Below are 22,720 nucleotides of genomic sequence, written 5' to 3'. Positions count from 1 at the left end.
GCGCTGATGGTCGCCGCGGCGCGGGCCATCGAGACCTACCGCGACGACGCCCTGGCGCAGGACCGTTTCGCCGAGCACTTCGTACGCGCCGCGCGGGCGTCCGCACGGTGGCCCCTCCGCCCGGGTGAGGTGCCGGGCGGCGACACGAATCCGCTGTGGGGGCGCCTGGGACGTTACTTCGGGCTGCGGACCAGGGTCCTCGACGACTTCACCCTCCGCTCCGCGCGGGCGGGCGCCCGCCAGGTGGTCCTCCTCGGCGCGGGTCTTGACGCGCGGGCGTTCCGCCTCGACTGGCCGCCCGGCTGCGCGGTCTTCGAGATCGACCGGGCGGAAGTGCTGGCGTTCAAGCGCAAGGTGCTCGACGGGCTGCGCGCCACCCCCCGGGCGGCGCGCATCCCCGTCGCCGCCGACCTGAGCACCGAGTGGTCCGGCGCGCTGACCGGCGCCGGCTTCGACCCGGCCGCCCCGACCACCTGGCTGGCCGAAGGGCTCCTGCTCTACCTCCCGCACGCCGCGGAACGGCGCCTCGTCGACACGGTCGACCGGCTGAGCACGGCGGGCAGCGCGCTGGCCTACGAGGTGAAACTCGCGGCGCCGCCGCCCGGCGCGCGGAACCACCCGGTCTACTCCTCGACCGAACGCCAGACGGGCGTGGACCTGCTCGCCCTCTTCGACCGCGATCCCCGCCCCGACTCCGCCGCCACCCTGGCGGCGCGGGCCTGGTCCACCGCGGTCCGCACCCCGTTCGACTACACCCGCCGCTACGGCCGCGGCCCGCTCCCCGAGCCCGACGACGCCCTCGCGACCAACCGCTGGATCTTCGCCGCCCGCACCACTTCCTGACCCCGGGACCGGGCCGTGCACGCCGGGCGGCGCCCCGGCGGACGGGCGTCAACGGGCGGACGAACTCTTCCTCCCGGAGCGTGAATTCGCCCGCCCGTTCGACCGTTCTGCCCTAGCATCGGCGGCCGTGACCCATGCCGGACCCTCCCGCCGCGCCGTCGTGACGACCGCCGCGGTCGCCGCCGTCCTGCCGCTCGCCGCGGCACCCAGGGCCGGCGCCGCCGAAGCGCCCGCCTTCCACCACGGCGTCGCCTCCGGCGACCCGCTGCCCGACGGCGTGCTGCTCTGGACGCGGGTCACCCCCGTGCCCGGCGCGGTGCCGGGCTCGGGCGCGGGCCCCGACGTCGAGGTGGAGTGGGAAGTCGCCACCGACGCGGGCTTCGGCACGGTGGTCGCCCGGGGCCGGAGCACCGCGAGCGGCGCGGCCGACCACACCGTCAAGGCCGATGTGCGCGGCCTGCGCCCCGACACCGCCTACCACTTCCGCTTCACGGCGAGCGGCGTGCGTTCGCCCGCCGGGCGCACCCGCACCGCGCCCGCGGACCAGGCCGAGCCGGACAACCTCAGGCTCGGGGTGGTCTCCTGCTCCAACTACGAGGCGGGCCACTTCGCCGCCTACCGTCATCTCGCCGCCCGCACCGACCTGCACGCCGTGCTGCACCTCGGCGACTACATCTACGAGTACGGCACCGGCCAGTACCCGGCCGACCCGGTGCGGCGCCAGGAGCCGGCGCACGAGGTGCTGACCCTCGCCGACTACCGCGTCCGGCACGGCCATTACCGCACCGACCCCGACCTCAGGGCGCTGCACGCGGCCCACCCGGTGATCGCCCTCTGGGACGACCATGAGACGGCCAACGACAGCTGGCGGGACGGCGCGGAGAACCACACCCCGGGCGCGGAGGGCGAGTGGCGCGCGCGCCGGGCCGCCGCCGTGCAGGCGTACTTCGAGTGGATGCCGGTGCGGCCCGCGGTCGAGGGCACGACCTACCGGCGGCTGCGGTTCGGCCGGCTGGCCGACCTCCACCTCCTCGACCTGCGCACGTTCCGCGACCGGCAGGCCGGCACCGGCGACGCCGAAGTCGACTCCCGGGACCGGACGATCACCGGTCGCGCCCAGTGGGACTGGCTCACCTCGGGACTGTCCGCGTCCGAGGCCCGCTGGCGCCTGATCGGCAACTCGGTCATGATCTCGCCGGTGGCCTTCGGCTCGTTGCCCGCGTTCCTCCTCGGGCCGATCGCCGAATGCCTCGGCATCCCCGCGGGCGGGCTGGCCATCGGCACCGACCAGTGGGACGGCTACACGCACGAACGGCAGCGGCTGCTCGGCCACCTGCACGAGCGGGGGATCGCCGACACCGTCTTCCTGACCGGCGACATCCACATGCACTGGGCGAACGACGTGCCGCTGAACGCCGCCCTGTACCCGGGAACGCCGTCGGTGGCCACCGAGTTCGTGGTCACGTCCGTCACCTCGGACAACCTCGACGACACCCTCGGCGTGCCGCCCCGCACGCTGTCCGGCATCGCCGAGACGGCCGTCCGGGCGGCCAACCGGCACGTCCGCTGGGTGGACATGGACGGACACGGCTACGCGGTCCTCGATGTCACCGCCGAACGGGCGCAGATGGACTACTTCGTGCTCTCCGACCGCGCCGACCCGGCGGCCACCAGCAGCAGAACGCGCTCGTACCTGACCCGTTCGGGAACGCAGCGCGTGACCCGCGCCGACGACCCGATCGCGTGACCGTTCGCGGGTCCTGACCGTTCGGAAGCCGCGACAGGCGGGTTGCGCGCGTAGTTTCGGGAGTGGCATGGCAGGTGCATAACAATCGAAAACCCGGCTCCCGGATCCAGGCTTCCGGCCCCCACCGAAAGGCCCCCACATGCGCAAGACCCTGCTCATCTGCCTGTCGACGGCGGCGCTGACCTTGCCGCCGCCGCTCGCCGCGGCCGCCGACACGGCCCCCGCCGACACGGCCCCCGCGGCCCATGCCCCCGCCGACCACGCCGACACCGCCGACCACGCCTACTACGCCGACGCCGAGGGCAAGACCGGCGAGTCGCTCAAGACGGCGCTGCACGAAATCATCAGCACCGACGTCACCCGGCTCAGCTACTCCCAGGTCTGGGACGCCCTGATGGCCACCGACCAGGACCCGTCCGACCCCGGCAGCGTCGTCCTGCTCTACACCGGCGAGTCCCGTGGTGCCGACCAGCACGGCGGCAACGTCGGCGACTGGAACCGCGAGCATGTCTGGCCCCAGTCGCACGGCGACTTCGGCACCTCGGCCGGTCCCGGCACCGACGTCCACCACCTCAGGCCCACCGACGTCCAGGTCAACAGCCTGCGCGGCAACAAGGACTTCGACGACGGCGGCTCACCCGTCTCCCGGGCCCCGGGCAACTACACGGACGGCGACTCCTGGGAGGCCAGGAACGAGGACAAGGGCGACATAGCTCGGATGATCTTCTACATGGCGGTGCGCTACGAGGGCAACGACGGCTTCGCGGACCTGGAGCTCGACAACGACACCAGCAACGGAGGCACCCCGTACATGGGCCGGCTCGACACGCTGCTCGCCTGGCACGCCCAGGACCCGCCGAGCGCGTTCGAGGAGCGCCGCAACGAGCTGATCTTCGAGGACTACCAGGGCAACAGGAACCCGTTCATAGACCATCCCGAGTGGGCCGAAGACATCTGGGGCTGACCCGGCGGAACGCGGCCGCGGAACGGTACAGGTACCGGTACCGACATCGGGCGCCCGGACGACGACTACCCGCCGGACCTGATGGGTAAGGGGTGAACCGGACCATATGACTCATGTTCGGGAGGGGCCCCGCTGCATCGATGTGCGCGACGGGGCCCGCCCCCGATGAGCTGCCCTGGATATCCCCCGTGTATCCAGGACGGTGCCTGTCCGACGCGCCTGCCCCGCAACCGCCCCGGGACCCTCGGGCGCCTTGACTTATCGACACGCCCGACGCTACTCGCGGAGCCACCCGTCGGCTACTCGCCGAACGCGGCTCCCGGCCGGAAAACGCGGAGAAGGCGCGGAGAATGCGCGGAGAGAGGAAAACGAGCCCGATGGCACAGCTCAGCGCCGCCGTTCCCGGCGATCTGAGCAAGCTCACCACCCTCGTGCACAGCAACGACCTCGAAGAGACCCGGGACATCATCAGCAACGCGTACAGCCCCTACCGGCTGGACTGCCTGGGCGACGCCCGGGAGTTCTCCGCGTGGTATGCCGAGAGCGGCTTCCCCGGGATCACCGTCTCCGGCCTTCAGTACGGCTCCCCGCACCTCGGCGCCGAAACCCTGATCAGGCCGCAGCCGCTCGGCACCTACCTGCTGGTCTGCGAGGTCACGCACGGCCGGGTGACGGTGAGTTCCCCCGGGCGGGAGGAATGCCGCGTCGGCCCCGGCGAGACCTACGTGCTGGACCCGTACCGCGGCTTCCAGGTGCACTGGTCGCCCGGCGCCCGGATGATCACCGTGCGGCTCGCCCGCGAGGCAGTGGAACGGGCCGCGGCCGACGCGCTCGGCGTGGAGGACCCGGTACGGGCCCGGTTCGCGCTGGGTGGGGCCATCTCGCCACAGGCCGCCAGGACTTGGGCGGGCATCTCCGGGGCCGTGCTCCGCGAGGTGCTCGGCGAGGGCGTCGCCCGTACCAACCCGCTCGTCGCCACGCACCTGACGCAGACGGCGGCCGCCCTCCTCGTCGGAACGCAGCGGCTGATCACCGAAGGCGTGGACGCGCAGCGCACCGGCGTCGTCTCGCACGCGGCGGTGCGCCGCGTGATGGCCCTGGTCGAGGAGCAGGCCGACCAGCCGCACACCCTCGCCGACCTGGCGGCCACCGCCCGGCTCAGCCCGCGCGCCCTCCAGGAGGCGTTCCGCCGGCACCTGGACACCACGCCGCTCGGCTACCTCCGCGAGGTCCGCCTCGCGCGGGCCCACCAGGACCTGCTCGCCGCCGGCCAGGACGGCTCGGCCACCGTCTCCGACGTCGCCTACCGCTGGGGCTTCTCGAACCTGGGACGGTTCGCCACCTACTACCGGAATCAGTACGGCCACCCGCCCTCGCAAACCCTGATCACCTGATCACCTGATCACCTCACCCCGGTCGGCGCAGCACGGTGGTGGTCAGCCCGTTCCGTTCGACGCGGTCCGCGGTGACCCGCAGTCCCGCGGTCCGGCACTGCTTGAGCACCCAGGAACGGGCCAGCCGCAGCTTGCGGTAACTGCCGGTCCGCAGCGTCCAGTCGTCGCCGGGGCCCGGCCGGGTGTGGACCAGGTCGTGCACCAGCACCGTGTAGTCGTCGTAGTCCTTCGGGTACTCCAGGAAGCAGGTCATGATCCGGTCCGCCGTGGCGCGTACCGGCAGGAAACGGTCGGTACCGGTGAGCGGCACGGTCAGGTCCCGGTAGGACAGCACGGCGGTGCCGCCGGGGGCGAGCGCGTCGGCGACGTGGTTCAGCAGGGCGGCCACGTCGCCCCGGGTCGGCAGGTGGGTGAGGGTGTCGCCCAGGCAGACCACGAGTTCCGCCGTGCCGGGCCGCACCAGCTCGGGCAGCGCGGTCCGCAGGTCCGCCCGAACGGGGCGCACGGCCGCCCGCCCGGCGGCGTGCGCGGTCAGCTCGTCCAGCAGCGGCCGGCTGAAGTCCACGGCGAGCACCGGGTCGAAACCCAGGTCGGCCAGGGCCAGCGCGGTGTGCCCAGGGCCGCAGCCCAGGTCCATGGCCAGGGTCCCGGCCGGCCCGCCGGCGAGCCCGAGTTCCGTCAGGAAACCGCGCTGGGCGGCGGCCAGCGCCTCGATATCGCCTCCCAGCATCCAGGTGTAGTGCTCCGCGAGCAGTTGGTCGTAGTGGTCGGGCACGGTGGTCATGATGGCGATGGCTCCTCTCGCACCGGCTGGGCGGCACCGGCTGGCGGCACCGAATCTAGAGCCGGATACGGCCTGCCGGGGGCCGGTCCGAACGGTGTTCGGCGAGATCCGGAGAATGGCGGCCGTGGACGACATTGATTCGGCGATCCTGGCGCATCTCCAGCGCGACGCACGGCTGACCAACCGCGAGCTGGCCCGCCTGGTCGGGATCGCACCCTCCACCTGCCTGGAGCGGGTCCGGGGCTTGCGCGCGCGGGGCGTGATCACCGGCTATCACGCGGCGGTCGAGCCGCGGGCGCTCGGCCGTTCGCTCCAGGCGCTGGTCTTCGCGCGGCTGCGCCCGCTGAGCCGGGAGGTGATCAGCGGCTTCCAGACCTACCTGAGCCAACTGCCCGAGGTGCTCTCGGTGTTCGTCGTCTCGGGTGACGACGACTTCGTCGTCCACGTGGCCGTTCCCGACATCGAGCGGCTGCACGCCTTCCTGATGGACCGGTTCAGCGCCCGCCGCGAAGTGGTGGGTTTCCGCAGCTCGGTGATCTACCTCCAGACCGGCAGCCCGGTCATGACACCACTGCCGGAAACGGAGAGCCTGGACCAGAAAGCCCTCCGCCGCCCTGCCCCCTGAGGCACGCGCGGCCCGGGCTCACCGCCGCCTTCCTCGACCAGGCCCGGACGGACTGATGCCGCGTTCCCTCTTGAACGCGGCGCTCAAGCCGAACGCGCTGGCGAAGCCCACGCGGCCGGCCACGGCACCGACCGTCATGCCGGGCTCGCGCGGCAAGTCGGCGGCCAGGGCGAGCCGCCACCGAGCGGGCGCTGGCCGGTTCCGGCCTGGCGTGGACCGTGCCGCGGCCCAGGAGGACTTCCTGCGCGACGCCGGTCTGACCGGGGACGGGCACGCCGGGCAGTGTTGCGAACTGGGCGGCCCCCGGCTGATGACCTTCGGGGACGCGGTGGGGGAGACCGCCCGGGCGAGCGGCCGTGACCTCCGGTACGTGCCGGTGACGGCCGAGGCGTACGCGGAAACGGTGGCGCTGCCGGCCGACCTGTTCGCCCAGGTGGGTGCCGGTCGCCTGGCCTCGCTCACCGACGACGTGCGGCGCGTTCTCGGCCGTCCTCCCCGGGACTTCGCCGACTACGCACGGACCGCCGCCGCACGCGGCGCGTGGCGCACCTGACGTTCCGCTGCCTACTTGGGCGAAGCCGCCAGCCGTATCGCCAGGCCGGTGAACACCGTTCCGCTGAAGATGTTGAGCCCCCGCGCCACGCGGCGGCTGCGGCGCAGCAGCAGGGCGAGCTTCCCGGAGAGCAGGCCGACCGCCCCGTCGACGCAGAAACCCATGATCACGATGGTGATGCCCAGGACCATGAACTGGGCGGACACGTGACCAAGTTGAGGGTTCACGAACTGCGGCAGGAAGGCGACGTTGAAGAGGATCACCTTCGGGTTGAGCAGGTTGATGAGGGCGCCCTGCCAGAAGGCGCGCCGGTGACCCGGTTCGACGTTCCCGCTCTCCGTACCCGGCAGCGAACGGTCGCGGAACGCCTTGACGGCCAGGTACAGCAGATAGGCCGCCCCGACCCAGCGCAGCACGTGATACAGCGCCGGCAGCGCCGTGAACAGCGCCGACAACCCCAGCGCCGCGGCCACCGCGTGCACCAGCATCGCGCAGGCCACCCCGAACGCGGCCATCACCCCGGTAGCCGGGCCGCCCCGGCCGCCCATCGCCACGATGAACATCATGTCGGGGCCTGGAGTGACGCAGAGCACGAAGGCGGCGAGGAGAAACGCCGCGTACAACGATGTGTCCATCATGAGAGGCATGCTCGGGGCCGCCCGCCCGCGGAGCGAGCGCATTCCGAGAAGTGAGACGGAAAACCCGCGCCGACCCCTGGCGGACAGGCGTTCACTCGCGTTGAGCCGCGCCCACGTCCGAGAAGGATGCCTGCGCCTCCTCGGTCAGGAAGGTCTCTTCCTCCTCCTCGAAGTCAGGGGCCTGGAACGGGTTCGTCGTCGGAGTCGGCGACGCCGCGGTGGCATTGCGGGCCGCCCCTTCCGGAGCGGAGAACAGGGCGGTCAGGTCGATGAGAGATCTTCCAATTCGTCATGAGGCCAGGGCACAGCGGTCCTACAACTTGGTCATCTTGGTGTACGGACTCAAGATCCGCTCCCGCACCGAGCCGAAATCGACAAGAACGGCGATCCCATCCTCGATGTCGATCACTCGGCCTAGGCCGTACATGTCGTGTGTGACCTGGTCGCCCACGGCGAACTCTTTGGGGGGCGGCGTGACCGGGGGCTTGAAGGGGCTGGTAGGCAAGTGGCGCTTCGGGGCAGCTGATTTTGTCATCGCGACCAGTATGCGCCTGCCTGCCCCCATCCGCGGCGGCCGTTCGCCCCCGCTCTGCGGCCGGCGCCCCGCCAGCGGACACCACATCGGGAGCGAGGCGGGGCCGCTACGGCTCCTATGGGCTCTGCCGAGCTGGGGAGACTACGGTCCGTAGCCGCCAACAGGTGAGCACTCCGGTGCTCGTGACCACCGCGAGTTCTGAGGCCAGATCGTGCCCCCGCCGGTCGGCCGGGGGGCCTGACTGCTGCCGCTTCAACGCCTTCGTCCGGCCCGACTCCTCGGTCGTCGTCCATGGGCCGGCCACCGGCACCGATCTCGGCCCGGCGGACCCAGTCCCGCAGGCCCTCCGGACCGATGTCCAGCTCGGCCCGATCGAGCGAATCGCAGCGGACTCGTTCTTGCACCGATCACGGGTCCGCGGGACCAGGCATGGCGGACTCACCCCCTTCGCCGCCACGGCTCCCACCCCCCACCCGGGCCGGCAGTGGGCCGGCCCACTGCCGGCCTGGAAAGCGGGCCGGGACCTCCCGCCCCGCCTACCGTCCGACTCTCGTCACCCGGGCCGCTCACCCGGCCGACCCCGCCGGGCGCATCCGCCCGTCGTCGGACTCAGGAGCGTCATTCGAGCTCGTCGAACAGCGCCGCCTCATAGACCCGGTGAGCCGTCGGGCACACCGGCTTCCTGACGCGATCGGACCACGGACCACGGGAACGCCGGACGCCGGCCCGGGACACCGGCAAGCACTTGCGCGGGCGGCGGGGCCGCCGCCGGGGCGGCACCGTCGCATCGACCCCCCGGTCCCGGACCGGGCGATCGGCGCCGTGCCGGAAGCGTTCGGGCTGGACAGGCGGAAGTGACTCCATGTTTTCTCCTTCGAGGATTCCTGTTTCCCAACACGCGGTCGCCGTCGATTCGGCTGCGCCGGTGGCAGGTATGGACCACCGGGAACGTTGGGGCGGGGGGTGGAAGAAGCCTTACAGAGCCACTCGGCGATCGCCAAACTCGAGGCGTTAGTCGTTCGTTAATGGGTGCCCGGCGTGCCGTGGCATGCTTTCGTGAACGATGGATACGGCCATCCGGCCGCACTGCCGCACGGATTGAGGACTGCCCGTCATGGAATACCGAGTCCTTGGACAGGTGGCCGCCCTACGGGGCGGAGCACCGGTCCGGGTGAAGCCGAAAGTTTTGGAACTGCTCGCGGTTCTGCTGGTGGCCCCGGGGCACCGCGTTTCCCACGCAGGGATCATGCGCTATATGTGGCCCGGTGAGGAATCGAAACCTGCTCGAATTCGGCAGTACGTCCATCAGTTACGGAAGTCTCTGCCGGAGGTGGCCGAGCGAAATGGGCGAAATGACCCAGGATTTTGCTGGATCGAAGTCGACCCTGGGCACGTCGACCATCTCCGCTTCCAATCACTCCGGCGGATCGCTGAAGCGGCGGGAAGCGGCCCGGCCCGGCTCGACGCGCTCCGTTCCGCGCTCGACGAGTGGAGGGGAGAGCCCTTGGAGGACCTCCCCGGCGAAGCCTTCGCGCGGAGCCGGGCCGGTCTGCTGAACGAGTTTCGCCAGGCCACAGTCGACTGCGCCAAGGCCGAGTTGGAGTGCGGACAGAAGCTCGCGGCCCTGGAAAGGATCAGTGCCGCCCGGGCACGCTGGCCGAAGGACGAGACGCTGCTCCAACTCCAGGTCGGCGCCCTGCGGTCCCTTAACCGGCAGGAGGAGATCGAGCCGGAGCTCTTCCGGTGGGAACGTCTGACCGGCCGCTCCGCCGCCCCCCTGCTGCTCGCACATCGTACGGATGGGCGCAGCGGGCCGGCGGACAGCCGGTCACCGCAGTCGCCCCCTCCTCCACCCCGGCAGCTCCCGGCGCTGTCATCCGCGCCGGTCGGCCGGCAGCGGCAGCTCGCGCGGCTCACCGAGACGCTGCTCGGTCGGTCGGTCGGCCGGAGCCGGATCGCTGTGCTCACAGGGATGGGCGGCGTCGGGAAGTCGGTCCTCGCTGTCCGGGGCGCGACGGAGGTCGCACGGCATTTTCCCGACGGCGTTCTTCACATCGAACTGCGTGGATCATCCCCGGGCGAGCCGGAACGGCACGGCCTGATCCTCGCCCGGCTTTTGAATGACCTCGGAGTCCGTGCCGAGACCCCGACCTTGGACGGTATGGTCTCCGCCTACCGGACCGCGCTCGCCGACCGCGCCGTCCTGCTGGTCATTGACGACGCGCGCGATGATGACCATGTCCGCCGGCTCCTCCCCGGCCCCGGGCCGAGCGCGGCGCTCATCACCAGCCGCCGTCAGCTGCACGGGCTCGCCATCAGGGAAGGTGCCGAACTCATAGAGGTCGACCCCCTGGACCGGGGAGAAGCCACCGAGCTGCTGCGGACCCAACTGGGCGAAGAGCGGATGCGTACCACCGTGCCGTTCATCGATGACCTGGTCGAGTACTGCGGCGGCATCCCGCTCGCGCTGAGCATCACGGCCGCGCGCATCGCGAGCCGTCCGCTGCAGGCACTCCCGGGCCTGGTCCGTGAACTGCGGCAGGAGAGGACCCGGCTGAGCTCCTTCGACCTCGGTTCCGCGGACCTTAGCGTTCGCTCGTCTCTGAAGACGACCGTGGAGCACCTCACCGTGCCGGCTGCGGAATTGCTCTGGCAGCTGGCGGTGCACCCGGGGCCGACCATCAGCTGGCTGGCGCTGCGGGCGTTCGCACCGGACGACACTGTTGGCGTCACCCATGCGATCGACGACCTGACGCGGAGCAGTCTGGTGACCGAGCCGATTTTCGAACGCTACTCCCTGCACGACCTGGTCCGGGTCTTCGCCGGCGAGCTGGCAGACGAGCGATCCGAGGCCGACCGGGCCCGCGTCCGGGAGCGAGTACTGCGTTTCCTCCTTCACAACGCCTGGGCCTGCGACCGCAAGCTGGACCCCGACCGTCGGCTCCCGATCGGCGAGTGTCATGACATCAAGGTGGTCGCCCCCGCACGCGCGGTAGACGCGATGTCCTGGTTCGAGGCCGAGTACCCGACCATGACTGCGGCCGTCAGAATGGCCGACGACCGGGGACTCGACCGTTACACGTGGCTGCTCGCGATGACCATGGTGACCTTTCAATGGCGCTCCGGGCGGTACCTGGATGCGCTCACGTACCTGTCCAAGGCCCGTGACGCCGCCATGCGCGAGGCTGGTCCGGCCGATGTGGCGATGGTCCACCGAATGCTCGCCGGTACCTATCGGGGCCTGGGCAATCTCCCGCGGGCGACAGGCGAACTGCGCCGCGCGGTACGCGTGAGTGAGGACGGCGGGGACGCCCGTGGCGCAGCCCAGGGCCGGTGCGTCCTTGGCGTCCTACTGCGTGAGGCCGGCGCCCCGGGGGAGGCGACGGAACACTTCGATGTCGCCCTGAGCGTCTTCGAAAAGTTCGGCGACGCCCTGGGCCGGGGGGCCGCGCTGAACGGTCTGGCGAGCGCCGCCTACGACCTGGGACGCCACAAAGAGAGCGTTGAGCTGTGCCTGCGGTCACTCACGCTGCTCGACGCCACGGAGGATGTGAACGGCCGGGCCCACGCGCTGTTCACCCTGGGACGGACGAGGCTGGCTCTCGGGGACCACGAGGCGGCGGTGGAGGGCCTCGAAAAGGCAGGCCTGCTGTACCGCTCGCTCACCTATGCCAGCCGTGAGGCCAGAGTGCTCGTATGGCTGGCGGACGCACTCCGGGCCATGGGGCAACCCTTGGAAGCGAAGCAGGCGCTCGGACGAGTCACGAACCTGCTGGAAGACCAGGGCGAGGCCGACCACGACGCGGCCGTTCAGCGGCTGAGGAGCCTGCCGTGACCGCGGAGGCCCGTGCGTGGTCAGGTCACGGAGTATCCGAGACGGTAAGGGGCCGTCGGATCCGGCCGGGTCATCTTGGCCGGTGCAGGGGAGCCGGGGGCAGGCAGCAGCGGCCGCAAACGGCGTGCCACCTCGGCCACGCCGTCCGGGCGCTCACCGGCATCGAGCGACACCATGGCGAGACCGAGTTCGCGCAGTGGTCCCGGGAGCCACCGCCCGAAGCCGTCAGGAAACGGACGGGCGGAGCCGTCGAGCGGGCGCTCGAGGGCGTAGTAGGGCAGCTGTGAGACGGCCATCTCGAACAGGAGCGCGCCGAGGGCGAATACGTCGACTTGGGGGGTGAGCACCGCTGCCGTGTCCCCCTGCTCGGGCGCGGCGTACTCCGGACTACCCGCTGGTGTCTTGTTGAGTGTGCCCTTCACGACCGAGATTCCAACGTCGAGCAGCCGGACCCGGCCGTCGTGCCGAAGCATCGTGTTCTTCGCGGTGATGTCGCAATGGACATAGCCCTTGGTGGTGTGGAGGACATCAAGGATGTCGCAAAGCTGTGCGACGACCGAGACGACCGCCGCGGTCGGCACCGGCTCGTGCGCCTTGATCCATGACCCGATCGTCACTCCGTCGACCAACTCCATCACGAGGAATTTGCTGCCGTTCCTGCCGAACGACCCCTTGTCGATGACCCGCGGAATTCCAGGGACGTCAGCGACCGATTCCAGCCGTTCGTGCTCGGCCTCGATCGACTTGCCGTAGCAGGCGTAGGTGCCGGACGACTCGAACGCCCGGGGCAGCTGGAGTTTCACCGCGACATCGCGCCCGAGCCGTTCGTCCCTGGCGACGAAGATCTCGCCCTCGCCGCCCTCCCCGATCTGCCGCTTCACCCGGTAGCGGCCCTTGAGGAAAGTCCCAGGAAGCAACATGAACGCTCCGTCCGAAACAGAGAACCCCGGTTGGCCCGGCCCCTGGCCCGGGGCACGAAGAAACGAGGAAAGTATGGCAGGGAGTTGGCCCCCCGACGGGCTCGTCGGGAAGTCGCGCACCATCACCGTGCGGCTCGGCATGTTCGGGCCCGAGCGATATCGGTGCCCCGCGTCCGACGCGCTGACGGCACGTGGGCTGCGCCCCGGCCGGCCGGCTGCCCGGAAGCCGGAAGAACTGGAGATGTTCGTCAACGGCCCGTTCATGGCCGCGGCCGGGGCCATCGAACGACCACGCGGCGAGCTGCCACCGGCCGGGCCGACGACTGGTGGGCGCCCGGCACACGATGGCGTGCAGCGGTGGACCGAGCACGCGCTGCGCACGTACGCCGAAGCCTTCCCCGTGGACCCCGAACTTCGTCCAGTCAGGCGGCCGTGGGTCTACCGCCACCGCCGACTCGCAGACAGCGGTCAGGAAGAGGCCGAGTTCCACATCACCGCGTGGGGACGTCAACTTGAATCGAGTGACGGGCGGCGACGGGAGCTGCGTCTGCCGGTCACACGCCTGCGCGCCCGGAGTGCGGTGGAACGCGCCGTGGCCGCACTGGTCGCCGCGGAGGGGAACGCCGACGCCCAAGTCGAGAACGTTAGAGTCGTCCAGTTCGCTCTCGCCGACGGCCGCACAGACCTGAAGCCGCTTTTCGAGGGCACCCGGGCCGAGGCCCTGGCCGCCTACCGTGCCGACGGCGCACCCGCCGTCCGCGCGCTGCTCGACAGCCGTGAGTACCGGCCCGGTACGGCATGTGTCTCGTGCGCCGTCGCGCCCGTCTGCCCGGCACTCACACGTGCCCCCGGGCTGCTCGGAACGAACGACCTGAGCCGGCCGCGACGCGTCTGGTCCTCTACCACCGGACGAGCCCACCGCGCTTGTCCCGCCCGGGGTTACCTGCGCGGTCTACGTCTCCCGGCCGATGACGCCGTGGAACGCAGCCCAGCTGCCGAGCGCGGGCGCGCGGTCCATGCCTTTCTCGCCGAACGGCACCGCCGATGTCCGTCCACCCCCTGCGATCACCACATCGTGTCGGAGTGGGTGCCGGACGGCTTCCGCCTCCCGGAGGAGGAGCGGCGGCTGGGAGCGGAACTGCTGCGGCACCACGCCGAGGTCTGCCCGCTGCGGGTGGCCGACTCCCGGGGGGAGGTTCGCGTCGAGCCGCGCTTGGTGTTCGACGACACCGCGGCCGACCTGGTGGTCCTGGCGGATCCCGACCTGCTGTACCAGGACGCCGGCTCCTGGGTCTGGCGGGAGATCAAAACCTCCGCGAGCGGCCGTCCGCCCCGCGACGTGCTGGCCGCCTATCCGCAACTTGCGCTCGCCATAAGTGTCGTCGGTGGCGCACTGGGCAGCCCTCGGGCAAGGGGGCGGGTCGAACTCGAAGTGCTCCGGCCGGGCGGGGTCGACCTGCGCACCTTCGATCCGTATGACGCGGAGACTCGCGAAGCCGCCGAGACGTTACTGCGCGGACAACTCTCCGGCTGGCACGCCGAAACCCGCTTCGAGGCTGTGCCGGGGCCCCAGTGCACCGCCTGCGAGGTCGCCAGGTGGTGCTCGGCCGGGCAGCGGCGGAACGCCGGTCAGGAGGCGGCCGGGTGAGCCGGGACGACGCGGACCTCGACCTGCTGGGCGACGTGGCACGCGGCGTGATCGAGCTGGCCTCAACGACAAGGGCCTCAGCGTTCCGCCTTCCCTATCCCGTCGGCCTCCAACTGGCCGTCGACCGGCTGGTGATGGCCGCGCTCACCCGCAGCCTCGTGGTGCCCGCAGGTGTCCCCGACCTGCTGTCGTGGTGCGGGGCACGCCCACTGGCCGACTGGCCGATCACCCTCCCCGACAGCTTCCTGACCGCGGATGCCCGCCTCGTTCAGCCGACGGCAGGGGAGCCGACCTTGACCTGCGCGCAATTGGCTTCCCATGGGCCGCGAGGAACGCTGGAGCAGGACGCGTGTTCCCGACTCGCTGCTCTGGCCGACACCTGCCACACACCGGAACGGTTCGCCGTCTGCCGCGACTTCCTCATCAGTCGTCCAGTCATCCTCCGCGTCGACCCCGCCGAGCTGCTGCTCCCGGCCGTAGCCCAGACCTGGAAGCTGGTGAAGGAGCTGTATCAGCCCGTGCCCGACCGTTTCCATGACGACGGGCTCGTGCACCGGTGCACCCGCTGCGGCCTGCTCGCCAGGAGCACGACCGCGGTCGGCCCGTGGTGCGAAGGGGGCTGCCCGCCCAGTGATCGTACGTTCGAATCGACCTCCCGTCCCGAGCAGGCGCTGGCCTTGCCGCTCGCGCTCCGGCTCTTCCTGGCGCTCCCCGGACGAACGGAACTCGCGGTGCGCCGCGAGCTGGGCCGCTTCGTGCGCCCGCTCATCACGGACCTGGGGGTCCACTGGGTCGACGACCGGAACGGAGGATCCCGGCCCTTCCTGGTCCAGGACCTGGAGCAGCCCGTGCTGGCCGCCCTGCGGGCGCGGGAGGCCGCCGCCCGGCTCGGTACGCCGCTGAACGTCGTCGTGCCCGATGGGCGGGCGGCACGCACCGGATATCGGCGGGACTTCGCCCGCAGCCTGGGCGCCGACGCCGGGGTGCGGCTGTCGTCCGCGGCGGAGTTCACCACCTCTCGACCGACCCGCGACACCGAGGAGAACGATGCGTAGCGCCGCTCAACCCCTGTTCCAGGTGGCGCAGCTCCTTCGGGGTGCCGCCCCGCATCTGCTGACTTCGCGGCTTGTCGCCGTCTGCGAGATCGAGATCGGGCTGCTCCTCCACGAAAAGTACGCGCCCGCCGACCCTGCCGCGGACGCTTGGACCCTCTTCAGCGGGTACCCCTTCGCGCGTGCCTGGGGCGCGGTGGACGCGGCTGGTGAACGGACCCTCCGCGCGGCCCGGTACACGCTGTGGACGTGGGGGCGTCGCCTGGCCTGGCGCGAGGCGCTCGTGGACTATCAGCGGCTCGACCGCCCGCTCCGCGCCTACGACGTCGCCGACCCAGACGGACCGGCCGTCCGCCGCCCCTCGCTGTCGGTGGCACCGGACCGCTGGGAGACATACGAGCGTCTGTTACGCGAGGCACCCGACTTCACCGGACAGCCTTTGAGGCCCGCCGGCCCCGGTCGGCACGCCTTCCCGGTCGGCAGGCACCTGGCCACCGTCCGCCTGCCGGAGTACACCGCCCCCGCGCCCATCGGTCACGACCTGGCCGCGCCACCCGCGAATGGAGGCAGGCCGTTGACCTTCACCTGGGCCGAACTACTGGGAACCGCCGCCTCCATGGACGCGGTTGCTCCCGCGAACTGGCGGGGACGGCTCAACGCGATCCACCTCTTCACCCGTCGGAACGGCGGTTTCGAGCCTGCGGAAGGTTTCGAGGTCGCAGGGTTGGAGCACTTGCTCGGCATTGTCGGTGCGGGGAAGAGCACCCTCCGGGATGTCGTGGCGGTGCACCTGGCCCGCGCGGGCCTCCGGGTGACTGTCGTTGTCGGGGACGTCGCCGAGCAGCTGAAGCTCGTCGAGCTCTACAACACCTTCGTGCCGGGGGCAGCCGCTCCCGTGCTCGGGGCCTCCGGTCGCGAACGGCACGCCGAGCGACTTCACCGCCGACTGGCCGGCCGTGGCACGCGGAACCTGCTCGCCCACGACGATCCCGCTTTCGCCCACGTCAGTACCTCCTGCGCCCTGAACGCGCTGCGGCACGCGGACGGACACCCTGCCGATGACCTGATGAGCTTCGGTGAGGCTCCGTGCTCCAGGCTGCGCACGCCCGCCCGCCGAGGCGACATCGAGGAGGACATCTGGACGGGGAATGTGATGGCATGTCCCTTCTGGTCCGGATGCCCCCGCCACCATAGCGCCCGTGAGCTGACCCGGGCCGCCGTCTGGGTCGCCACGCCGGCCAGTCTGATCGACTCTGCGGTACCCCGCCCGCAGAATGCCGAGCGCATCCGCTACCTCGAACTCGCCTGCCGCCGCAGCGATCTCGTCGTCGTCGATGAGGCGGACCGGGTCCAGATGCAACTGGACCGGATGTTCGCGCCGGCCGTCCCGTTGCTCGGAGGAGGCCCGGACACCCGGTCGTTCCTCGATGACGTGAACCAGCACCGCATCCGTGAGCTCGCCGGTGCCGGTCGGATTCAACTGTCGGACCGGGATGTGGAGAACTGGTCGGCGGCCGTCAACACCACGCAGACGGCGGCGGACCGGCTGGTCGCCATGCTGGTGCGCGACAAGGAACTGCGCGAATGGGTGAGGGTCGGGTACTTCAGCGCGTGGCGACTCCAACTACGCCTGGTGGAGGAGCGGTATCCAGTACCGGAGGTGGACGACGACGCCGGCACGCCAGCCGCGGTCCGGTCCGGGGAAGCCGACGCCGAGCACCGGGCGGGGCGACGGCGGCTGACCGAACTGCTCGACGCCTTCCGGGAGAACCCCTTCGGGGACCGCTACCCGGTCGTCGAGGACGGCACCGACCTCATCGGCCTGCTCGGCGAGCTGCTGCACACCAATTACCAGGACCGTACCCGGGACCGACTGGAGAAGGTCCTGCGCGATCTCTTCGACCTCGATCCCCTGCTCGAGCCGACCGAGAGGGGCCGGGAGCGCTACCGGAAGCTGCGTGCCGTCGCTGACGACCAGCGGACGCTGGAAGGCAAGTCGGGCGGGCGCCCCAGGAGGGAGCGTATGCCGGAGGACCCGTTCGACTGGTTCAACCTGCTGAGGGACCGGTTCGAGTTCGCGCTGCTGCTCAGCGCCCTGGAACCGAAACTCGCCCTTATGAACGCCATGTGGCCGCGCGTCACGTCCGCGCTCAACCTGGGCTTCAACGAGATGTACCGCAGGCCGCCCGACTACGGGCCGATGGTGCCCGAGGCACCGATGGGCAACGTCATCGGCTTCCAGTTCCTCATGGACGGTCCCGATCCCGGGGGGGTGCGCACCGGCGAGCTGCGTTTCTTCCGGTGCAGCGGGGTGGGCAGGGAGTTGCTGCGGGCGATGCCCGGCCTGCCGACAGTGGACGGCCGCCCAGGCACCAATGTCCTGCTGATGTCCGGCAGCAGCTGGGCCGGGGACTCCAGCCGCTACCACGTCCCCGTCGAGATCGGCGTTCTCATCGAACCGGCTGCTGACGAGTTGACCACAATCGCCGAACAGAGCGAGTTCCGCTTCGAGTTCGTCCGGGAGCGGTGCGACTGCCGGGCGGCTTGCGAATGCGAAGAAGGGGACGACGCGCTGCGGCTGTCGGGCGAGCCGGTCGACCGGCGGCCGGACATCCTGCGGCGGCTCACCATCGCCCTGGGCAGGGACGACAACGGACTAAGCCGCTTCCAAGAGGAATTGGCGCTCCTTCCGGAGGACCGCCGCCACGTCTTGCTGCTCGTCGGCAGCTACGAGGAGGCGAAGGTGGTGGCCGACACCCTGCATTGTCTCAACACCCGGTGGCGGGGAAGGGTGCGCCGACTGGTGTCCGACGACGACACCGACGACAGCACCTGGTCCGACGACGAGCGGCACGCCCCGGTGCTACGCCGCGGCGATGTCGAGACACTGGCCGGTACCGACGCCGACATCCTTGTTGCCCCATTGCTCGCTGTGGAACGCGGGCACAACATCCTGGACCTCGACCGGCGGCACGCCGCCATCGGCTCGATCTACTTCCTCGCCCGGCCGAACCCCCGCCCCGACGATCTCGGCCTCGCGGTGCACGCCATCAACGACTGGATCGTCCGGTCGATCGGCAGCGGCGAGTTCGCGAGCTGGGTCGCGGCCGAGCCCACGCTGGGCGCGGGGGCCCGAAAAGTCAGGGATCTCGCGCGTTCCCAGTGGTACCGGGTACTTGAAAGAAGCCTGGCCTGGAGCCGACTGGGCAAGGACCGCAAACAGGTCACGTGGGATCTGCTCGTGCTGATCTGGCAAGTGATCGGCCGTTCCGTGCGCGGCGCGGTGCCCACGCGAGTCGCCTTTGTGGACGCCGCGTTCGCTCCCAACCTGGCCGGCGGTCGGCTCTCTGACCAGCCGGACACCCCCAAGACCAGCCTGCTGCACAGCATCCACGCCGAGCTCCGGCCCTACTTCGTGCCCGCGAGTCCTGTGCCGGAGGCCGACCGGCGCATCGTCCAGGCGCTCTACCGGCCGCTCTGGACGGCCCTCGACCGCTGCCTCCCCCAGCCCACCGAAGGGAACCCCACGTGTACCACGTGATCAGCCGCACCGCCTACGAGCCGGACCCACGGGCCGGTTCCTGGACCGAACGGTATCGAGTGCTGAGCTTCCCCGAGGAGTGGCGGACCGAGTTCACCGATCTCTATACGCGGCGGTGGCGTGGCCGGGGCCAGCCGACGGGCCTCCCGATCGGTAGGCTGAACGAGCTGCTAAGGGCCACCGCCCCCGGCCTGGTGGCCACCGGGCGAGGGGCAGGAAGCAACGCCCAGGTTCCCTGGTTCTACGCCTCCGAGGAGATGCCGGACACGCTCGTGGCCCCGCTGCTTGCCTCCTGGGTGATGACTCTGCCCCCTGACAAGGAGCCGGACGCCGAACGCTCCGCCGACCACCGAGCGTCCCTGGATCGTGCCCTCGCCCTGATCGACCGGCACAAACCCCCGTGGCGGGACGAGTACGTGCGGCTGACGGCCGCCGACCTCACCGACGGCGGTACCGCGCGGCCCGAGCGGAGGCTTTACCACCTGCTACCCGAACGGATCGGCGCCAGGCTCGCGGACCGTCCGCTCCACTTGGGCGGCGCCGAGCTCCGTTTTCGCCCGGTCACCCGCGACCAGGGGGTCGAGCTGGTCAGCTGGCCGCCGCGGACGTACACCCGGGGCACCCGCACCTGGTACTACTCGGGTCTGGTGACCATCACCCTCCAGACCGTGCCATTCGAAGCACGGATTCGCGTCCACGTCTCCTACGGGATCCGCCGCTGGGCCACCGGAGCCCCGATCCGGCTCCCCGAGGGCCGCGGCGCCACCGTACTGCTGGACGCGCCGCTGCCGTGGGCGGACGCTACCGCGCCACGCCGCTGGCTCACCCTCAACTCCCTCGCCTTCGACCGCCGCCTCGGTCTGCCGACCTGGAGGCGGCACAGCCTGGTTGATCTGCTGCCCGAACTCGACGTGCTCCGTGCCTACCCCAAGGCCGCCGAGCTGGTTGCCGAACCCGCGGCCTGGCTTGAAGGCAAGGGCGGGGTCGGAGCGGGAGTCTTGTACAGCACCGCCATGGGCGAGCACGGTGTGGGGGCCGGCCTCATGCCGCTCGAACGGTCTCTCATCGACCGCTGGGTCGAAGAGGGCCTTCGGCCCTTCCTGCGCCGGGTGTCCGACTCCGGGCGCGCCCACCGGCAGGTCAAGCCCCTTCTGTTGCCCACCTCGCCGACGAAGGACCCGGCGGAGGAGGAAGCAAGGCTACGGCGTCGCCGACAGGCCCGCCGCGCCGCAGTGGCCGCCGCGCTCGACGGGCAGCCGTTAGTGGTCGATCTGCTGTGGCAGACCGAGGAGACCAGAGACGCGCTGGTCACGGCGCTCCGTGAGTGGCTGGGTCTCTCCGCCGTGCCCGACGGAGCCCACGGCGACGTGGAATGGCGACTCGGCGAGGTGCATGTGGTGGTCCATGCCCGGCCGCTCGGAGCCCTCGGCGCCCCCCTCGACATCACACGGTCAAACGGCAGGTCCCGCTCCAACGCCTTGGCCGACGCCGTACGGGAGCGGGCCGCCCGCACGGCCGCCCACCTGCCCTCGCCCGGTGGCCCAGTCGGCCTGGCCATCGTCGAGACGCTGGGCCCCGAGCGTTTCGCGGCCCGGGACTCCGACCCGAAGCCGGCTCTGCGGCACGGCTGCGCGGTAGCCGGGCGGGTCAGCCAGTTCATCGTCGTGCCGGAGGACGCCGAGGGTCCGTTGGCCCACCGAGCCCGGTCGGCGGTGGCCGACGGCATGCGCCAGATAGGAGCGGTTGTCCCTCCGGACCAGCGGCTGGACGAGGAGCTTGCGGACAACCTCCAGTACCTCGGACTCTGGTATGTCCGGCGCCTGGCCAACGGGCCCACCCGGCAGAGGGGAGCACACCTGGTCGCTCTCCGGATCCGCCCCGACGACCCGTCTCATCCGGTGCGCGGCTGGGACGACGCCCGCAAAGAATGGGTCCCGTATCCCCGGCTGCTGCTCGCCCTCGCCGCAGACGCTGCCAATATGTCGGAGCGAACCGGGCCGGGCGGCTCGGCCACAACGGACGAGGAGCGCCGCCAGGAGGCCGAGCGCCGCATCAGGGCCGTGCTCTACCAGGTCCGCGACCGGCCGACCCTGGCCCTGGCCAACACCGGCAATCTCCGTGACGTCTGGCCCGGTCTGGGCAACGGGCACCTTGTCAGGGACAGGCTCGCCTTATCCGGGGGGCCGGCCGTCCGGATCGCCCTTCACGGAGCCGACCTGCGGATGGTGCTTCTCCGGGACAACAACAACCGTGGCGAGACCGCCCAGTGGTACGCCCCGGGGGAGACCCTGGACGAGACACCAGGCATCTCCGCTGGCCTCTGGGTGGCGCGGGAGGCCGACTCTGACAACAGGATCTTCCACAGCACTGTCGGCAAACCGCCGACCGCTGGCACGGTGCGGCGCGACCTCCGTAAACTCGTGCCTGACAACAGGTGGCCCCACGGCCCTGCGGCCACGGCCTGGAATCCGCAGGCCCTCGAACTCACCGTCCTCGGCTGCCTGTCGGAGACGGCTCTGACGGCCGCCGGACGTACCGACATCGCGCCAGATCACCCAGCCGTCGTCGCGGTTGTGGCCCATCAGCTGCGCTTTCACGACGAATACCACCCGCTCTCACGCCCCCTTCCGCTCCACCTCGCGAAGTTGGCCGAGGAGTACGTCCTGCCTCTGGCCCCGCCCCCGGCGGCCGGACCGAATCCCGGCTGACCGATGCTCACGCGCGGTGGCGGCCCAGCGCCCGGCAGGGCGGCCACCGCGCCGCACGCTGATGCCCCGACCATGCGGGCTCACAGCGGCAGGGACTGCACAACGAGCGGTGTGTCCCGATCATGGATCGATGCAACTGTGACCAGCGAGAACACCTCCCAGAGCGGTGCGATCGACGGCTGAGGCTCAGCTGTCGGACGCGGTGGAACAGCGGCTGATCGACCAGCTCGTCGACCGTGCCCATGTCGAGGGCCTGAAGCTGCCCGGTGAGGGCGGGCTGCTCCAGCAGCTGAACAAGCAGCCGTTGGAGCCCGTCTTCGAAGGCGAGATGACCGACCACGTCGGCGATGACAAGCACGATGCGGCGGGCAGGAACAGCGGGAACAGCCGTGACGGCACGCGTTCCAAGACGGTGCTGACCGATGTCGGTGGGGACAACGGTGCCGCGCGACCGGGACGGTTCCTGCGAGCCGGAGATCGTCAAGAAGCGGCAGAAGCGCCTGACCGGGGTGGACCGCGGCGAACGCACGGCCGATCAGGCCAGGGGCCTTCGCTGCGGTCGAGTGCGCGACGGTGATGCGGCCCTGCGATGCAGCAGCACGCCTGCCAGGCTGATGCTCCGCATCACGCGTACGACCCGCTTGCGGTTGACACGCTCGCCTGCCTCGCGGAGCTCGGCGGTGATCCCCGGGGCGTCGTAGGCGCCGTCCGATTCTCAATGCACGGCTTGTATCCGGGCGTCGGCCGCCTGCCGGGCACCCAGGCCCACAGCCGTCGCGCGCCAGTAGTAGAAGCTGGAGGATGCTACTTAGACCGTGTCCTATGTGGTGAGTCGGCGGAGGCGTTTGTAGCAGCACAGGGCTGCGGCGAGACCGAGAAAGGCCAGGTAGTTGCGGGGATGACGCTCGTAGCGGGGTGACAGGCGCCGGTAGC

At 70.9% G+C, this 22,720-nt stretch carries 14 protein-coding genes and 4 pseudogenes; 11 read left to right on the top strand and 7 right to left on the bottom strand.

Features of this window, described 5'->3' with window-relative positions; translation table 11 throughout:
- Nucleotides 1-6 precede the first annotated feature (6 nt).
- The 4 genes from RM779_RS31350 to RM779_RS31335 all read left to right on the top strand — a co-directional run bounded on the left by RM779_RS31350 (nucleotide 7) and on the right by RM779_RS31335 (nucleotide 4,948).
- Nucleotides 7-843: an SAM-dependent methyltransferase gene (locus RM779_RS31350; protein WP_311621226.1), complete on the top strand. Its 837-nt coding sequence runs from the start codon at nucleotides 7-9 to the stop codon at nucleotides 841-843.
- Nucleotides 844-970: 127 nt separating this feature from the next.
- Entirely contained in the window at nucleotides 971-2,590 is a 1,620-nt protein-coding gene (locus RM779_RS31345) for an alkaline phosphatase D family protein (RefSeq protein ID WP_311621180.1), read from the top strand.
- 139 nt (nucleotides 2,591-2,729) lie between these two features.
- On the top strand, nucleotides 2,730-3,554 hold the full coding sequence (locus RM779_RS31340) for an endonuclease I family protein (protein WP_311621179.1): 825 nt from the start codon (nucleotides 2,730-2,732) through the stop codon (nucleotides 3,552-3,554).
- A gap of 377 nt (nucleotides 3,555-3,931) precedes the next feature.
- Nucleotides 3,932-4,948, top strand: a complete 1,017-nt coding sequence (locus RM779_RS31335) for a helix-turn-helix transcriptional regulator (RefSeq protein ID WP_311621178.1) — start codon at nucleotides 3,932-3,934, stop codon at nucleotides 4,946-4,948.
- 13 nt (nucleotides 4,949-4,961) lie between these two features.
- On the opposite strand, the gene RM779_RS31330 is transcribed toward RM779_RS31335, so the two are convergent.
- The gene (locus tag RM779_RS31330; protein ID WP_311621177.1) at nucleotides 4,962-5,732 is read right to left on the bottom strand and encodes a class I SAM-dependent methyltransferase; all 771 of its coding nucleotides are present in this window, start codon (nucleotides 5,730-5,732) and stop codon (nucleotides 4,962-4,964) included.
- Nucleotides 5,733-5,856: 124 nt separating this feature from the next.
- Between RM779_RS31330 and RM779_RS31325 the strand changes: the two genes are divergently transcribed.
- A complete protein-coding gene (locus RM779_RS31325; RefSeq protein WP_311621176.1) occupies nucleotides 5,857-6,357 on the top strand; it encodes an Lrp/AsnC family transcriptional regulator in 501 nt (166 codons plus the stop codon).
- On the opposite strand, the pseudogene RM779_RS33915 reads toward RM779_RS31325, so the two are convergent.
- From RM779_RS33915 to RM779_RS31310, 3 genes and pseudogenes are all read right to left on the bottom strand, one after another.
- Nucleotides 6,270-6,537 (bottom strand): annotated as a pseudogene (locus RM779_RS33915) (hypothetical protein); the annotation flags it as partial. The gene RM779_RS31325 and the pseudogene RM779_RS33915 overlap by 88 nt on opposite strands.
- Before the next feature lie 384 nt (nucleotides 6,538-6,921).
- On the bottom strand, nucleotides 6,922-7,548 hold the full coding sequence (locus RM779_RS31315) for a LysE family translocator (RefSeq protein ID WP_311621175.1): 627 nt from the start codon (nucleotides 7,546-7,548) through the stop codon (nucleotides 6,922-6,924).
- 313 nt (nucleotides 7,549-7,861) lie between these two features.
- Nucleotides 7,862-8,083: a hypothetical protein gene (locus tag RM779_RS31310; protein ID WP_311621174.1), complete on the bottom strand. Its 222-nt coding sequence runs from the start codon at nucleotides 8,081-8,083 to the stop codon at nucleotides 7,862-7,864.
- Between the two features lie 1,114 nt (nucleotides 8,084-9,197).
- On the opposite strand from RM779_RS31310, the gene RM779_RS31305 reads away from it, so the two are divergent.
- Nucleotides 9,198-11,918, top strand: coding sequence for an AfsR/SARP family transcriptional regulator (locus RM779_RS31305; protein WP_311621173.1), 2,721 nt, complete (start codon nucleotides 9,198-9,200; stop codon nucleotides 11,916-11,918).
- Between the two features lie 20 nt (nucleotides 11,919-11,938).
- On the opposite strand, the gene RM779_RS31300 is transcribed toward RM779_RS31305, so the two are convergent.
- Nucleotides 11,939-12,838, bottom strand: a complete 900-nt coding sequence (locus RM779_RS31300; protein WP_311621172.1) for a serine/threonine-protein kinase — start codon at nucleotides 12,836-12,838, stop codon at nucleotides 11,939-11,941.
- A gap of 73 nt (nucleotides 12,839-12,911) precedes the next feature.
- Here RM779_RS31300 and RM779_RS31295 point away from each other — a divergent pair, with 73 nt between their 5' ends.
- The 5 genes and pseudogenes from RM779_RS31295 to RM779_RS31275 all read left to right on the top strand — a co-directional run.
- Nucleotides 12,912-14,486 (top strand): PD-(D/E)XK nuclease family protein, encoded by a 1,575-nt coding sequence (locus RM779_RS31295; RefSeq protein WP_311621171.1) that lies wholly within the window; start codon nucleotides 12,912-12,914, stop codon nucleotides 14,484-14,486.
- Nucleotides 14,483-15,541, top strand: coding sequence for a pPIWI_RE_Y domain-containing protein (locus RM779_RS31290; RefSeq protein WP_311621170.1), 1,059 nt, complete (start codon nucleotides 14,483-14,485; stop codon nucleotides 15,539-15,541). The genes RM779_RS31295 and RM779_RS31290 overlap by 4 nt, the downstream gene beginning before the upstream one ends.
- Complete coding sequence (locus RM779_RS31285) at nucleotides 15,534-19,079, top strand: pPIWI_RE_Z domain-containing protein (RefSeq protein WP_311621169.1); 3,546 nt, start codon at nucleotides 15,534-15,536, stop codon at nucleotides 19,077-19,079. The genes RM779_RS31290 and RM779_RS31285 overlap by 8 nt, the downstream gene beginning before the upstream one ends.
- On the top strand, nucleotides 19,067-21,787 hold the full coding sequence (locus RM779_RS31280; protein WP_311621168.1) for a pPIWI_RE module domain-containing protein: 2,721 nt from the start codon (nucleotides 19,067-19,069) through the stop codon (nucleotides 21,785-21,787). Before RM779_RS31285 ends, RM779_RS31280 begins: the two co-directional genes overlap by 13 nt.
- A 138-nt stretch (nucleotides 21,788-21,925) precedes the next feature.
- A pseudogene (locus tag RM779_RS31275) lies at nucleotides 21,926-22,359 on the top strand (transposase); the annotation flags it as partial.
- Here the strand turns inward: RM779_RS31275 and RM779_RS33820 are convergent.
- Both RM779_RS33820 and RM779_RS31270 read right to left on the bottom strand, forming a co-directional pair.
- Nucleotides 22,323-22,490, bottom strand: a pseudogene (locus RM779_RS33820) (IS3 family transposase); the annotation flags it as partial. The pseudogenes RM779_RS31275 and RM779_RS33820 sit on opposite strands and share 37 nt — an antisense overlap.
- Nucleotides 22,491-22,607: 117 nt before the next feature.
- Nucleotides 22,608-22,720, bottom strand: a pseudogene (locus RM779_RS31270) (IS5/IS1182 family transposase); the annotation flags it as partial.

Source organism: Streptomyces johnsoniae (assembly GCF_031845565.1).
Taxonomy (GTDB): Bacteria; Actinomycetota; Actinomycetes; order Streptomycetales; family Streptomycetaceae; genus Streptomyces; species Streptomyces johnsoniae.
Note: the sequence above shows the minus strand (reverse complement) of the source record. Positions and strands in the feature narration are given on the sequence as shown.

Excerpts from the sequence above, each read along its gene's own strand:
- RM779_RS31350 (WP_311621226.1), top strand. The coding sequence starts at position 7 with ATGGTCGCCGCGGCGCGGGCCATCGAGACCTACCGCGACGACGCCCTG.
- RM779_RS31340 (WP_311621179.1), top strand. The coding sequence starts at position 2,730 with ATGCGCAAGACCCTGCTCATCTGCCTGTCGACGGCGGCGCTGACCTTG.
- RM779_RS31310 (WP_311621174.1), bottom strand. The coding sequence starts at position 8,083 with ATGACAAAATCAGCTGCCCCGAAGCGCCACTTGCCTACCAGCCCCTTC.
- RM779_RS31305 (WP_311621173.1), top strand. The coding sequence starts at position 9,198 with ATGGAATACCGAGTCCTTGGACAGGTGGCCGCCCTACGGGGCGGAGCA.
- RM779_RS31300 (WP_311621172.1), bottom strand. The coding sequence starts at position 12,838 with ATGTTGCTTCCTGGGACTTTCCTCAAGGGCCGCTACCGGGTGAAGCGG.
- RM779_RS31285 (WP_311621169.1), top strand. The coding sequence starts at position 15,534 with ATGCGTAGCGCCGCTCAACCCCTGTTCCAGGTGGCGCAGCTCCTTCGG.
- RM779_RS31330 (WP_311621177.1), bottom strand. The coding sequence starts at position 5,732 with ATGACCACCGTGCCCGACCACTACGACCAACTGCTCGCGGAGCACTAC.
- RM779_RS31315 (WP_311621175.1), bottom strand. The coding sequence starts at position 7,548 with ATGATGGACACATCGTTGTACGCGGCGTTTCTCCTCGCCGCCTTCGTG.
- RM779_RS31295 (WP_311621171.1), top strand. The coding sequence starts at position 12,912 with ATGGCAGGGAGTTGGCCCCCCGACGGGCTCGTCGGGAAGTCGCGCACC.
- RM779_RS31335 (WP_311621178.1), top strand. The coding sequence starts at position 3,932 with ATGGCACAGCTCAGCGCCGCCGTTCCCGGCGATCTGAGCAAGCTCACC.